This is a genomic window from Vreelandella gomseomensis, from assembly GCF_031451645.1.
In the GTDB taxonomy this organism is placed as follows: domain Bacteria; phylum Pseudomonadota; class Gammaproteobacteria; order Pseudomonadales; family Halomonadaceae; genus Vreelandella; species Vreelandella gomseomensis.
This window is the reverse complement of the sequence record NZ_JARWAI010000005.1, coordinates 255,661-268,681: the sequence shown is the minus strand read 5'-3', so window position 1 is coordinate 268,681 and position 13,021 is coordinate 255,661. Positions and strand designations below refer to the sequence as shown.

General features: G+C 59.3%; 11 protein-coding genes, 1 tRNA gene and 1 other RNA gene. 3 read left to right on the top strand and 10 right to left on the bottom strand.

What is annotated here, in order from left to right; all coding sequences use genetic code 11:
• Window positions 1-6: 6 nt before the first annotated feature.
• The 9 genes from QC815_RS08725 to betI form a co-directional block, all read right to left on the bottom strand.
• Window positions 7-279, bottom strand: coding sequence for a DUF2160 domain-containing protein (locus QC815_RS08725; protein ID WP_230446796.1), 273 nt, complete (start codon window positions 277-279; stop codon window positions 7-9).
• Window positions 280-290: 11 nt separating this feature from the next.
• Complete coding sequence (locus QC815_RS08720) at window positions 291-1,187, bottom strand: carbohydrate ABC transporter permease (protein WP_230446797.1); 897 nt, start codon at window positions 1,185-1,187, stop codon at window positions 291-293.
• Window position 1,188: 1 nt separating this feature from the next.
• Window positions 1,189-2,073: a carbohydrate ABC transporter permease gene (locus QC815_RS08715; RefSeq protein WP_230446798.1), complete on the bottom strand. Its 885-nt coding sequence runs from the start codon at window positions 2,071-2,073 to the stop codon at window positions 1,189-1,191.
• On the bottom strand, window positions 2,066-3,166 hold the full coding sequence (locus QC815_RS08710; RefSeq protein ID WP_230446799.1) for an ABC transporter ATP-binding protein: 1,101 nt from the start codon (window positions 3,164-3,166) through the stop codon (window positions 2,066-2,068). The genes QC815_RS08715 and QC815_RS08710 overlap by 8 nt, the downstream gene beginning before the upstream one ends.
• Window positions 3,159-4,259, bottom strand: a complete 1,101-nt coding sequence (locus QC815_RS08705; protein ID WP_230446800.1) for an ABC transporter ATP-binding protein — start codon at window positions 4,257-4,259, stop codon at window positions 3,159-3,161. Before QC815_RS08705 ends, QC815_RS08710 begins: the two co-directional genes overlap by 8 nt.
• Window positions 4,260-4,447: 188 nt before the next feature.
• A complete protein-coding gene (locus QC815_RS08700; RefSeq protein WP_230446801.1) occupies window positions 4,448-6,958 on the bottom strand; it encodes an acyl-CoA dehydrogenase in 2,511 nt (836 codons plus the stop codon).
• Between the two features lie 177 nt (window positions 6,959-7,135).
• Complete coding sequence (betA, locus tag QC815_RS08695; RefSeq protein ID WP_309768057.1) at window positions 7,136-8,809, bottom strand: choline dehydrogenase; 1,674 nt, start codon at window positions 8,807-8,809, stop codon at window positions 7,136-7,138.
• Window positions 8,810-8,953: 144 nt separating this feature from the next.
• Window positions 8,954-10,423, bottom strand: coding sequence for a betaine-aldehyde dehydrogenase (gene betB / locus QC815_RS08690; RefSeq protein WP_309768055.1), 1,470 nt, complete (start codon window positions 10,421-10,423; stop codon window positions 8,954-8,956).
• A gap of 10 nt (window positions 10,424-10,433) precedes the next feature.
• Window positions 10,434-11,042, bottom strand: coding sequence for a transcriptional regulator BetI (gene betI / locus QC815_RS08685; RefSeq protein WP_268902714.1), 609 nt, complete (start codon window positions 11,040-11,042; stop codon window positions 10,434-10,436).
• Window positions 11,043-11,244: 202 nt separating this feature from the next.
• Between betI and QC815_RS08680 the strand changes: the two genes are divergently transcribed.
• The 3 genes from QC815_RS08680 to ffs all read left to right on the top strand — a co-directional run bounded on the left by QC815_RS08680 (window position 11,245) and on the right by ffs (window position 12,487).
• Window positions 11,245-12,180, top strand: coding sequence for a choline ABC transporter substrate-binding protein (locus QC815_RS08680; protein WP_230446805.1), 936 nt, complete (start codon window positions 11,245-11,247; stop codon window positions 12,178-12,180).
• 87 nt (window positions 12,181-12,267) lie between these two features.
• Window positions 12,268-12,344 (top strand) — tRNA-Met (locus tag QC815_RS08675).
• Window positions 12,345-12,390: 46 nt separating this feature from the next.
• An RNA gene (gene ffs, locus QC815_RS08670) (signal recognition particle sRNA small type) lies at window positions 12,391-12,487 on the top strand.
• A gap of 88 nt (window positions 12,488-12,575) precedes the next feature.
• On the opposite strand, the gene QC815_RS08665 is transcribed toward ffs, so the two are convergent.
• Complete coding sequence (locus tag QC815_RS08665) at window positions 12,576-12,959, bottom strand: YbaN family protein (protein ID WP_230446806.1); 384 nt, start codon at window positions 12,957-12,959, stop codon at window positions 12,576-12,578.
• Window positions 12,960-13,021 lie beyond the last annotated feature (62 nt).

Below are 13,021 nucleotides of genomic sequence, written 5' to 3'. Positions count from 1 at the left end.
GCTGGGTTACCCCCAGCGCATCAGCACCAACAGCCAGGCAAGCGAGGCGGCCAGTGCTAACCAAATGGATAATGAGGTGTAGCCAATCACCCCAAGATGAATGAACGCAGCAGACAGCAGGCCAACAAACAGCCGGTCGCCGCGGGTCGTCGAGATGGGCAGAAAGCCCTTGCGTTCAATAGTGGGGGAAACGATTTCCCATACCGTCATGCCGGCCAGCATGGCCGCGATGGCGGAAAAGAAAATGGCCGTGGGTACCGTCCATACCATCCAAGACATACATCACCTCCTTAGGTACGACCCAGGGCAAAGCCCTTGGCGATATGGTTGCGGACAAAGTAGACCACCAGAACGCCGGGGATGATGGTCAATACACCGGCGGCGGCAAGCGTGCCCCAGTCGATCCCTGACGCCGTGGACGTACGCGTCATGATCATGCCGATGGGCTGCGCGTCGGTGGACGTCAGCGTGCGCGCCAGGAGTAGTTCGACCCACGAGAACATGAACAGGAAGAACAGCGTGACGCCAATGCCTGAGCGAATCATTGGAATGAAGATCTTGACGAAAAAGCGCGGGAAGCTGTAACCGTCGATGTAGGCCGTTTCGTCGATTTCCTTGGGCACGCTGCTCATGAAGCCTTCCAGAATCCAGATGGCCAGCGGGATATTGAACAGGCAGTGGGCCAGCGCCACGGCAATGTGCGTATCAAAGAGCCCCACCGAGTAGTAAAGCTGGAAATAGGGCAGCAGGAACACGGCCGGTGGCGCCATCAGGTTGGTCAGCAGCCAAAAGAACAGGTGCTTGTCGCCAATGAAGCTGTAGCGGCTGAAGGCATAGGCGGCGGGAAGTGCCACGCAAATGGTGATCAGCATGTTCATCAGTACATAGGCGATCGAGTTGACGTACCCCATGTACCAGCTTGAGTTGGTGAAGATGCCGATGTAGTTGTCGAACGTCAGGTTCTCCGGCCACATCGTCATGGAGCCCAATATTTCGCTGTTGGTCTGCAGCGACATGTTCAGCAGCCAGTAGATCGGCAGAATCATCAGCACCAGGTAGAGCCCCAGCAGCAGTCGCGAACGGAGCCTGCTGCGTGCGTTGCGCTTGCGCCGCTGAGTCGGGGTGACGCGGCTGAAGATGGTATTGTACTTTTCACCCGGCTGGGTGTTGTCGAGTTGGTAACTCATGTCACGCACCTCCCTGGGAATTCTTGTCTTTCTGCATGTTCATGATGGTGGTGTAGAACACCCAGCTCACCAGCAGGATGACCAGGAAGTAGATAATCGAGAAGGCCGCCGATGGCCCCAGATCCTGCTGGCCGACCGCCATGGTGGTCAGCGACTGGCTCAGGAAGGTGGTCGAACTGCCAGGGCCGCCGCCGGTCAGCACGAACGGCTCGGCGTAGATCATGAACGAGTGCATGAAACGCAGCAGGACGGCAATGACCAGCACATTGGTCAGTTTGGGCAATTGGATGTAGCGAAAGACGGCCCACTTGGAGGCACGGTCGATGCGCGCCGCCTGGTAATAGGCATCGGGAATGGAGCGCAGGCCGCTGTAGCAGAGCATGGCAACAAGCGGTGTCCAGTGCCACACATCCATCAGGATAATCGTCAGCCAAGCGTCCGTGCCGTCGCGGGTGATGTTGTAGTCCACGCCCAACTGACGTAGCCCCCAACCCATCAGGCCGATATCGCCCCGGGTGAAGATCTGCCAGATGCTGCCGACCACGTTCCAGGGAATCAGCAAGGGCAGGGTGATCAGGATGAGTACGGCCGACGCCTGCCAGCCGCGTTTGGGCATGATCAGCGCAATGCCGATGCCCAGCGGCACCTGAATGGCCAGGATGGTCAGCGAGAAAACGATCTGGCGCAGAAAGGCGGCCTGCAGCTCAGGATCGTTGAGCATGGCCCTGAACCATTCAGTGCCGGTAAAAAAGCTCGCATTGGGGCCGAGCACATCCTGAACCGAATAGTTGACGACGGTCATCAGCGGTACGATCGCGGAGAACGCGACCAAGATCAGCATGGGCAGTACCAGTAGCCATGCGCGGTTGTTATAGACTTTATTCATGATCTACCTCGACTCGGTACTCATCGACGTAAAGGCTCAGTTTGTCGTCGGGAAAACGGATGTAGACAGTCTCACCTAGAGGCGGATGATCCTCGGGAAGCCTGGCTTTGAACGTTTGCTGGTTGAGCGAGAAGGTGAGAATCGCGTAGGTACCCAGGTCCTGGAGGTTTTCATTCTGCACCGCCACGGTGTCGGCGTCGGCGCTCGGGCAGACCTCTATGAACTCAGGGCGAATGCCGAGCTTGACGTTGCTGCTCTCCACCCGGCCGAGTGCGCGCAGGTAGGCATCGCTCAGCGGCAGCGGCTGTTCGCCGAAATAGGCGGTGCCCTGGGCGTAGTCGAGGGCAAAGAAGTTCATCCCGGGGCTGCCGATAAAGTAGCCGACAAAGGTATGCGCGGGGGTCTCGAAAAGTTCGCGCGGGGTGCCGAACTGCACCACCTGGCCTTCGTACATCACGGCGATCTTGTCGGCGAAGGTTGAGGCCTCGAGCTGATCGTGGGTCACGTAGATCATGGTGATGTTGAAGCGCTCGTGAATCTCCTTGAGCTTGCGGCGCAGTTTCCACTTCAGCTGGGGGTCGATGACCGTGAGCGGCTCGTCGAACAGGATCGCGGTGACGTCATCGCGAACCAGTCCTCGGCCCATGGACACCTTCTGCTTTTCATCGGCGGTCAGGTTCTTGGCCTTGCGCGAGAGTAGCGGGGTCAGGTCGAGGATGTCGGCGACTTCCAGCACCTTGGGTTTGACCCTGTATTCGGGGGTGTTCATGTTGCGCAGGGGAAAGGCAAGGTTGTCGAACACCGTCATGGTGTCGTAGATCACCGGAAACTGGAAAACCTGGGCAATATTGCGCTCTTCCGGCGGCAGCTCATTGACCCGATGGCCATCGAACAGCACGTCGCCCTCGGTGGGTGCCAGCAGTCCGGAAATGATGTTCAACAGCGTCGACTTGCCGCATCCCGATGGCCCCAGCAGGGCATAGGCACCGCCCTGATGCCATACATGCTCCATGTGACGGATGGCGTAATCTTCAGATGATTGCGGGTTGGCGCTGTAAGTGTGCGCGAGTGATTTAAGCACGATTTCAGCCATGCACGACGCCCTCCGTCTTGAGCACCGGGGTATGCACGGTGCTGCCCTGTTGATCGAACACGAACAGTTTGTGGGTGGGGAAATAGACCTTGATGGGCTCGTTCACTTTTAACTCATAAATGCCCGAGAGGTGCAGCACGAGCGGAAAGTGCGGGTGCCGGACGTGCAAAAAGGTTTCCGAGCCGCTGATTTCGGCAACGTCCACCTCGACCGACAGCTCGAGGTCATCGGGTGCCTGAGGAGTCAGGCTCAAGTGCGAGGCGCGAACCCCGAAGCGGTAGTCGCCCGGCGGCAGTCGGCGCAGGGCGTCGTCGCAGGCAAAGTGGGTCGCGTTATCGAAGGTGATGTCCGTCTCGGTGAGCCGTCCAGGCACGATATTGATGGGCGGCTCGGAAAACATCTCGGCGCTCAGAATACCGTTGGGCTCGCGATAGATCTGGTCAGTGGGGCCGTACTGGAGCAGCTTGCCTTCGTGAAGAATGGCGGTGTTGCCGCCAAGCGCCAGGGCCTCGTTGGGCTCGGTGGTGGCATATACCGCAATGCAGTTGCGCACCTTGAACAGATCGCGCAGCTCGTCGCGCAGTTCTTCGCGAAGCTTGTAGTCCAGGTTGACCAACGGCTCATCGAAGAGAATGACATCGGCGTCCTTGACCAGCGCGCGCCCCATGGCCGTGCGCTGCTGCTGACCCCCGGAAAGCTCTTGAGGGTAGCGGTCAAGCAGGTGGCCGATGCGCAGCATTTCAGCGATTTCGGCCACGCGCTTGTCGATCTCGCGCGGCGGGTGCTTGGCGAGCTTGAGGGGGGAAGCGATGTTGTCGTAGACCGTCAAGCTTGGGTAGTTGATAAACTGCTGGTAGACCATGGAGACGTTGCGGTTGCGCACCGATACCCCGGTGACGTCCTTGCCATCCATTACGATGCGTCCTTTGGTGGGCGGCTCGAGCCCGGCCATCAGGCGCATCAAGGTGGTCTTGCCCGCAAGCGTCCTACCCAGTAGCACATTAAATGAGCCAGGCTCCAGTGCCAGGTCAACGTCGCTAATGTAGGGAATACCGCCCACGGTGTGTGCGATATCTTGCAAATGTAGGGACATGCGAATCTCGCTAGCGTCGTTGTTATTGGGAAGTATCTAGCTTTCGTTTACGAAATCCTAGTTGATCGATTTCGAACCTGCAATGCCTTTTGTTGTGTTCTTATGTCGAAGAATCGAAAATTAAACGAAAGTATAGGATCAAAAAAACCGGCCACGATGGGCCGGTTTCGGTCAGAGCCTGCGCTGGGCTATTTCACGCTGGCGGATGCCTCGCTCGCGGATGCATCCGACGTGACCGTGGATGATTCAACAGCCTTGGCGTTGTGGTCAATCAGCGTCGACTTGTCGGTGGCAAAGGTGTCGTAGGGAAAGTCATCCACGGTGAGCATTTCAAGCACTTCCGCCTCGAACTCGCGCATGAACCGGGCGTCTTCTTCGCTGATCAGCTCGACGGCCAGCGCGGCTTCTACCCGCGCTTCAGGGTGCAGTGCCGTCTGCGGCAGCTCGCCCTTGGCGTAGGCCTTGTTGACCGTGCGGTAGATCGCTTCGGCGCGGTCGTAATCGACCAGCAGCGCGTTATAGCGGGCGAGCGGGTTGCGCTGCTCGCCGTCGTCGGCGCCCCAGGTGTTGTGCAGTAGCTTGCTGCGCAATGCACTGTGGGTGGAGACGCGCTTGGCGATATCCCGCGCATAGTTATCGTGGGGCTTGTCCCAGCGGCGGCCGGTTGGCATCACGATCACTTTCAGCGTCTTGCCCAGCGCCCGGTTGGGCAGGTTATCGAAAATTTCCACGAACGCCTGTTCCGCACGCTGGAGCAGGAACCGGCAGCTGTAATGCAGCAGGGCCTCTTCGCCTTCTACCTTGTCACCCGCTTGCCACTGCTTGAGCACCATGGAGGCGAGATAGAGGTTGGAGAGCACATCGCCGAGGCGCGCGGAAAGCATCTCGCGCTTTTTCAGGGCCGAGCCAAGGCTCGCCATGGCAGCGTCGGCGCATAGCCCAAAGCCTGCCGAGAGGCGCGCGATGTCCTGGGCGTAGGCGGTCGCCGGTCCGTCGAACGGCACCTTGGACTTGCCGATGCCGAAGCCCAGCGTAAAGGCGCGTGCGGCGTTGCCGAAGATCAGGCCGGCGTGGCTGAAGAACGCCTTGTCGAACGCCTTGATATCGTTGGCATCTTTAGCGGCCAGCTCGTCGAGTACGTAAGGGTGGCAGCGGATCGCGCCCTGACCGAAGATCATCAGGTTGCGGGTCATGATGTTGGCGCCTTCCACGGTGATCGCCACCGGGTTGGCGCTGTAGCCGATCCCCAGGTAGTTGCGCGGGCCAAGAGTGACCGCCTTGCCGCCGTGCACGTCCATGGCGTCGGTCAGGATATCACGCTGGAATTCGGTCAGCTGGCTTTTCAGAATCGCCGAGGGCACCGCAGGCTTCTCGCCGTGGTCGATCAGGTTGGCGGTCTGATAGACCGTGGCCTGGGCGATGTAGCCCAGCGATGCCATGCGCGCCAGAGGTTCCTGCACGCCTTCCATTTCCGCGACGGGTACGTTGAACTGACGACGGACGCGGGTGAAACCGCCGCTCCAGCCCAGCGCATAGCGCGCGGTGCCGGTGGCGCCGGAGGGCAGCGTGACGCAGCGGCCGATGGAGAGGCACTCGACTAGCATCCGCCACCCCTGGCCGATCATGTCTGGCCCACCGATAATGGTGTCTAGCGGGATAAAGACATCCTTGCCGATAATCGGGCCGTTCATGAACGGGCTGCCGATCGGGTGGTGACGGCGGCCGATGTCCATGCCGTCGGTTTCGCGGGGAATTAACGCCAGGGTAATGCCGCGATCCTCTTCCTCACCAAGCAGGTGGTCGGGGTCGAACAGGCGAAATGCCAGGCCGACAACGGTGGCGATGGGCGCCAGGGTGATCCAGCGCTTTTCGAAGTTGAGGCGCAGGCCAATGACTTCTTTACCGTCAACCATCTGCTTGCACACGACGCCGGTATCCGGCAGCGAGGTGGCATCCGAACCGGCACGCGGGCCCGTCAGGCCAAAGCAGGGAATTTCACGGCCGTCGGACAAACGCGGCAGGTAGTGATCTTTCTGTTCCTGGGTACCGTACTTGAGCAGCAGCTCACCTGGACCCAGCGAGTTGGGTACGCCAACGGTCACCATCAGGGTTTCGTTGGCCGAGAGCTTCTGCAGCACCATGGACTGCCCCTTGGCCGAGAAGCCCAGGCCGCCATACTCCTTCGGGATAATCATGCCGAAGAAGCCTTCTTTCTTCAGGTAATCCCAAAGCTGCTGGGGCAGGTCCGCACGTTCGATGGCGATATCCCAGGCATTGCACATGCCAGCGGCTTTCGCGCACTGGTTGTCGAGGAAGGCTTGCTCGTCTTCACGCAGGCCGTCGTCCTTGAAGTTGAGCAGCTTGTTCCACTGGGGCTTGCCGGAGAACAGTTCGCCGTCCCAGGAAACGCTACCTGCTTCCAGCGCGGTACGCTCGGTATCGGAAACCTTGGGGGCGACCTTTTTGAACATGGCAAACAGCCGGGGTGTGAGCCACTTGCTGCGTAGCGCGGGGAGGCCGGCTACCGCGACGGCCGCGGCGCCAATAAGCAGTAGTAGGCCAATAACCGTGGCGTCGACCAGCAGACCAACCAGGCCCAGCACGCCAAACACCGCCAGAGCCGCTGTCGCGCCTGCTTCGCGGCGCATTACCGCAAGCAAGCCAACAACTGCCAGCACAATCAATAGTAGGGTGAGCATAATGCCTCTCCATGTGTTGAGGATAAAGCCGTGTGGCGGATGACCACATTTAAACAGATGTTTGAATATTGGCAGACCTGCGCTACCCAGTGCAAGCATTTCGATACGAATGGACGACATAAAAAAACGCCGTGGCGTTTGCCACAGCGTTTTAGAGTTTTGCTACGGGATCTTGGTTCAGTGTTGTTTTGCCGGCGCCCCATCGGCGACATAATAGTCGACGTCGGCGCGGGCCAGAGGCTCCCTGCCGCGGATGCGGTCGGCGATCTTTTCCGCCAGCATGATAGTCGGGGCGTTGAGGTTGCCGGTGGGGATGACCGGAAAGAGCGAGGCGTCGACAACGCGCAGGCCTTCCACGCCGTGTACGCGGCCCTGGCCATCGGTTACCGCCTGGTCGTCGTTGCCCATACGGCAGCTACCACAGGGGTGGTAGGCGGTTTCGGCGTGCTGTTTGACGAAGGCATCGAGCTCGGCATCCGACTGCACGTCCGGGCCGGGAGCGATTTCGCGGCCACGGTATGGCTCAAAGGCGGGCTGGGCGATGATCTCGCGGGTAAGCCGAATGGCATCGCGGAATTCTTCCCAGTCCTTGTCCTTGGCCATGTAGTTGAACAGGATGCTGGGCGCGGCGTGGGGGTCTTTTGACGTCAGTTGGATACGCCCGCGGCTTTCGGAGCGCATGGAGCCGACGTGGGCCTGGAAGCCGTGGGCCTGCACCGCGCTCTTGCCGTTGTAGCTGATGGCAATGGGCAGGAAGTGGTATTGCAGGTTGGGCCACTCTTCCTCATCACGGCTGCGGATAAAGCCACAGGATTCGAACTGGTTGCTGGCACCGATGCCGGTTCCCTTGAACAGCCACTCAGCGCCGATTTTCGGCTGGTTGTACCATTTCAGCGCCGGATAGAGCGATATGGGTTCTTTGCACTCGTACTGGATGTACATCTCCAGGTGATCCTGGAGGTTTTCGCCTACGCCGGGTAGCGCATGAACCGGCTCGATATCGAGCGCCTTGAGCAGTTCGGGGTTGCCGATGCCCGAGCGCTGCAGAATCTGCGGCGAGGCGATGGCACCACCGCAAAGCAGCACTTCGCGACGCGCACGCGCCTGCTGCGGCTGGCCTTTACGCTCATAGCGAACGCCCACGGCACGCTTGCCCTCGAACTCGATCACATCGGTCACCGCGTGGGTTTCGATGGTCAGGTTGTCGCGCTGCTTGGCGGTATCCAGGTAGCCACGGGCCGTCGACGCACGCCGACCGTTAGGCGTCACAAAGCGGTCCATGGGGCCGAAGCCTTCCTGCTGGTAGCCGTTGACGTCCTCTGTTTCCGGATAGCCCGCCTGCTTGCCGGCGTCGATAAAGGTGCGGTAAAGCGGGTTGTTGCCGGCTTTCGGCGTGGTCACGCTCACCGGGCCGTCACCGCCGTGGTAATCGTTCGCGCCGATATCACGGGTTTCGCTTTTCTTGAAATAGGGCAGGCAGCTCAGGTAATCCCAGTCGTCAAGGCCGGGCTGTTTGGCCCAGTTATCGTAATCCAGCGCGTTGCCGCGGATATAGCACATGCCGTTGATCAGCGAGGAACCGCCGAGGCCCTTGCCGCGACCACATTCCATACGGCGGCCGTCCATGTGTGGTTCTGGGTCGGTTTCAAACGCCCAGTTGTACCGCTTGCCCTGCAGCGGGTAAGCCAGGGCAGCGGGCATCTGGGTGCGGAAATCAAAGCGATAATCGGGACCACCGGCTTCCAGCAGCAGGACGCTCACGTCGCTGTCTTCGGTGAGGCGGGTAGCAAGCACGTTCCCCGCCGAACCGGCACCGATAATGATGTAATCAAATTCGCGTGGTTGAGACATAGAGTATTACCAAAGCTGAAAGTGGGACGGGGGTGCTGGTGGTAGCGTTCCGCGACGGCACTGTGACCTCTTACCTGGGAAAAGACCCTCGCTTCACGCTACCCCCTGCGCTATTGATTAGTGAGCTCGTGTCATTGGAAAAGATTAAAACACTGACTCAAAAGGCCCCATCTCGATCTGTACGGACTTGGTCTGGGTATAGTGATTCAGCGTCTCGATACCGTTCTCGCGGCCAATGCCCGACTCCTTGTAACCGCCGACCGGCATCTCGGAGGGCGACTCGCCCCAGGTATTGACCCAGCAGATACCCGCTTCCAGCTGATGGATCACTCGGTGGGCGCGGTTCAGGCTTTCGCTGAAGACACCGGCGGCGAGGCCGTAGGTGGTGTCATTGGCGCGGCGAATCACTTCTTCCTCGTCATCAAAGGCGAGTACTGACATCACCGGGCCAAAGATCTCTTCCTTGACGATACGCATGTCGTCGGTGCAATCGGTGAAGACCGTGGGGGCTGCCCAGGCACCGTTGGCCCAGCTGCCGCTGTTCCAGTCCTCGCCGCCCACCAGAACCCGTGCGCCTTCGGTTTTGCCGAGAGCAATGTAGGAGAGCACTTTCTCCTGATGCTCGAAGCTGACCAGCGGGCCAAAGTTGACGCTTGGATCCATGGGGTCGCCCGCCTTGATACGCTTGACGCGCTCGACCAGCTTGGCTTCAAAGGCGTCTTTGACGCTGCGTTCCACAAACACGCGGGTGCCGTTGGTGCAGATTTGGCCGGAGGAGTAAAAGTTGGCCATCATGGCGGCGTCGGCGGCGCGATCCAGATTGGCATCGGCGAAGACCAGCAGCGGTGATTTGCCGCCCAGTTCCATGGTGACGTCCTTGAGCGTCGATTCGGCCGCCGCTGACATGACCTGCTTGCCGGTACCGGCCTCACCGGTAAACGATACCTTGTCGATGCCTTTATGCCCGGTCAGCATGGCGCCCACGCGGCCGTCACCTTGGACGACATTGAACACGCCGTCGGGGAGACCCGCTTCGGTGAAGATTTCGGCAAGCTTCATCGTCGTGAGCGGCGTGACTTCGCTGGGTTTGAAAACAATCGCGTTACCCGCGGCCAGTGCAGGGGCGGCTTTCCAGCAGGCAATCTGAATCGGGTAGTTCCAGGCGCCGATCGCGCCGATCACGCCCAGCGGCTCGCGACGGGTATAGACGAAGGAGCTATCGCGCAGGGGAATCTGGCTGCCTTCGATGGCCGGCGCGAGGCCTGCATAGTACTCCAGCGCATCGGCACCGGTGACGATATCGACGCTGGCGGTTTCGCTGAGCGGCTTGCCGGTATTGCGGGTTTCCAGCTCGGCCAACTCGTCATTGCGTTCGCGCAGGATGGCAACGGTGCGCAACAGGATGCGAGCGCGCTCCATGCCGGTCATGGCGGCCCACTGACGCTGGCCTTGGCGGGCGGCCTCAACGGCGCGATCCACGTCGTCCTGGCTGGCCTGACCGACGGTTGCCAGCAGGCTGCCGTCGAACGGATTGGTGATGGTAAAAGTCTCGCCTGAGGTGGCTTCTACCGGGCGACCATTAATGTAAAGGGGCTGTACGTCTTGAACGGCCATGGTGGTCTCCTTAATAAGGTTCAGAAATGGATGCAGGCTGTTGGCACCCATGGTGAGCGAGTAGCTGGTCGAGATACTGATGGGCCAGGTGGCGGGCTTCCGCCGCGTCCAGTCCTTCCGGTGCCAGTGCGCCACGCAGCCAGAGGCCGTCGATCATGGCCGCCAGTCCACGGGCAGCGTTGCGCGCGGCATTGCGAGGCATCACTCGGCGAAACTGATGACATAAATTGGCGTAAAGCCGACGATCGTTAACGTACTGCAAACGTAGCAGCATGGGTTTGTGCATGCTGCTGGCCCAGAAGGCGAGCCAGGTCTTGGCGGCCGGGCCGGTTACCTGGGTGCGGTCAAAGTTACCCTCAATGATGGCGCCGATGTTGGCGCGCGGAGAGTCGTCTTCCAGGGCATGACGGCGAATCGACACGGCATTGTTCAGGTCGGTCAGAATCTGGCGCATGGTGGCTTCCAGCAAGCCATCCTTGCCACCGAAGTAGTGACTGATAATGCCTGCTGACACCCCCGCATGCCGGGCGATTCGCATGACAGTGGCTTCCGCCAGACCGACTTCGTCAATGGCCGCCATGGTGGCTTTGATCAACTGCTGGCGGCGTATTGGTTCCATTCCCACCTTAGGCACAGCTTTCTCTCCTCACGTTGAATGCCTATTCACTCCCTCAACTTGAAAAAGAGAGATAGGCATGATTACCTAGATATAGTCGCATTTTTTTATTGAACGTTCAATCAATAAAAGGATGCTGCTGTTTATCCGCCACAACGCTAACGCCGAGCGGGTATTGGACAATTCGATGAAAAGGGGATGACGAATGAAAAAAACACGTTTAAGCATGATGGGGGCGATGATGGTCACGGCAGGGCTTCCCTCCCTGGCCATGGCGAACGAGTGCAGCACAGTACGCTTTGTCGAAGTAGGCTGGACCGACATCACCGCGACCACGGCGCTTGCCAGCGAAGTGCTGGAAGGCATGGGGTATGATACACGTATCGATACCGTGTCGGTGCCCATCGCCTATTCGGGCATGGAAAACGGCGATTTTGATGTGTTTCTGGGCAACTGGATGCCGTCCATGGCGTCTATCAGTGACCCTTACGTCGAGAAAGGCACCGTCGACCGGTTGACCGCCAACCTTGAAGGCGCCAAGTACACCCTGGCCGTGCCGCAGTATGTTTACGACGCTGGTGTCACCTCGGTGGAAGACCTGGACGCGCATGCCGACAAGTTCAACCTGCAATTGCACGGCATTGAAGCGGGCAACGACGGCAACGAATTGATCCAGCAGATGATCGACGACGATGCCTTTGGCCTGGGTGACTGGCAATTGATCGATTCCAGCGAAGCCGGCATGCTGGCGGAACTGAACGCGCGCGTACCCAACGAAAACTGGATGGTGTTTCTGGGCTGGGAGCCGCATCCCATGAACACGAACTTTGACATGGCCTACCTCGAAGGCGCAGGCGACTATTTCGGCCCAGACCTGGGCGGCGCCACCGTGTATACCAATACGCGCGGCGGCTACGTTGAAGCGTGCCCCAACGTAGGCGAATTGCTCAACAACATGACCTTTACCCTTGAGATGGAAAACCAGCTGATGGGTGAAATCATGGACGAGGGCGAAGATCCCCGTGATGCCGCCCGCGCTTACCTGAAGGAAAATGACGAGCTGCTGGGTGAGTGGCTGGCAGGCGTTGAGACTATCGACGGCGAGCCCGCTGAAGAAGCGGTGCGTAACGCACTGCAATAAGTAGTAGTCGCGGTGAAGGGCAAGCCGATTCGCGGCTTGCCTTTTACCGTTAAGATAGGCACAATACGTCCTCGCTGAAGTCGGAAAGGCTACGTAGCTCAGTTGGTTAGAGCACATCACTCATAATGATGGGGTCCCCTGTTCAAATCAGGGCGTAGCCACCACTCAGCGAAGGCAGGCTTATCAAAGAGCAAGCCGTTATGGTGGCCCCTTAGGTCCTCCCGCAACGCTAAACCGCAAACCCCGCCAGGCCCGGAAGGGAGCAACGGTAGTGGTGGTCGCGTGTGCCGGGATGTGGCTTTTGGGGCCGCCTCCATTTCAGCCCCGCTATTTTATCCCCGTCTTTTTATCTGCACCTGCTTCCAAACCCTCTTTCTGTTGCTTACGCGTCTTTCTTATATCTCATGAATCGAGTGCTGTGCGGTAGGTCGCGTTAAAATAAAGGTGGCAACCCCGCAAAAAAACACCGCCATCCCTGCAAGCAATAATGAATGTCCGCCGCTTGCCCATAAGGTAATCCAACTGGTGGCAAGTAGCAGGAGGGCGATAATCTTGGCTCGTTTCGGTATTGCGCGTTGCTCGCGCCAAGCGTGCAGGTAAGGGCCAAAACGTGGATGGTAATATAGCCAGTCGGCTAGCCGAGGCGACCCTTTAGTGGCGGCCCAGAGTGCCAGCAAAAGAAACGGCGTAGTGGGAACAAGCGGCAGTACAATGCCTGCTATGCCCAGCCCGATGCACAGATATGCCAGCGCACACCAAGCCAGCTGTGTCAGTCGCATCATGTCTCCTTGTTCCATCCACCTCGACGCCAAACAAGCGTAGAGCTATAAAAAGCTTGTCA

Coding starts and splice junctions, on each gene's coding strand:
- betI (WP_268902714.1), bottom strand. CDS start 11,042: ATGGAACCAATACGCCGCCAGCAGTTGATCAAAGCCACCATGGCGGCC.
- QC815_RS08705 (WP_230446800.1), bottom strand. CDS start 4,259: ATGTCCCTACATTTGCAAGATATCGCACACACCGTGGGCGGTATTCCC.
- QC815_RS08680 (WP_230446805.1), top strand. CDS start 11,245: ATGAAAAAAACACGTTTAAGCATGATGGGGGCGATGATGGTCACGGCA.
- QC815_RS08720 (WP_230446797.1), bottom strand. CDS start 1,187: ATGAGTTACCAACTCGACAACACCCAGCCGGGTGAAAAGTACAATACC.
- QC815_RS08725 (WP_230446796.1), bottom strand. CDS start 279: ATGTCTTGGATGGTATGGACGGTACCCACGGCCATTTTCTTTTCCGCC.
- QC815_RS08715 (WP_230446798.1), bottom strand. CDS start 2,073: ATGAATAAAGTCTATAACAACCGCGCATGGCTACTGGTACTGCCCATG.
- QC815_RS08710 (WP_230446799.1), bottom strand. CDS start 3,166: ATGGCTGAAATCGTGCTTAAATCACTCGCGCACACTTACAGCGCCAAC.
- QC815_RS08665 (WP_230446806.1), bottom strand. CDS start 12,959: ATGCGACTGACACAGCTGGCTTGGTGTGCGCTGGCATATCTGTGCATC.
- QC815_RS08700 (WP_230446801.1), bottom strand. CDS start 6,958: ATGCTCACCCTACTATTGATTGTGCTGGCAGTTGTTGGCTTGCTTGCG.
- betB (WP_309768055.1), bottom strand. CDS start 10,423: ATGGCCGTTCAAGACGTACAGCCCCTTTACATTAATGGTCGCCCGGTA.
- betA (WP_309768057.1), bottom strand. CDS start 8,809: ATGTCTCAACCACGCGAATTTGATTACATCATTATCGGTGCCGGTTCG.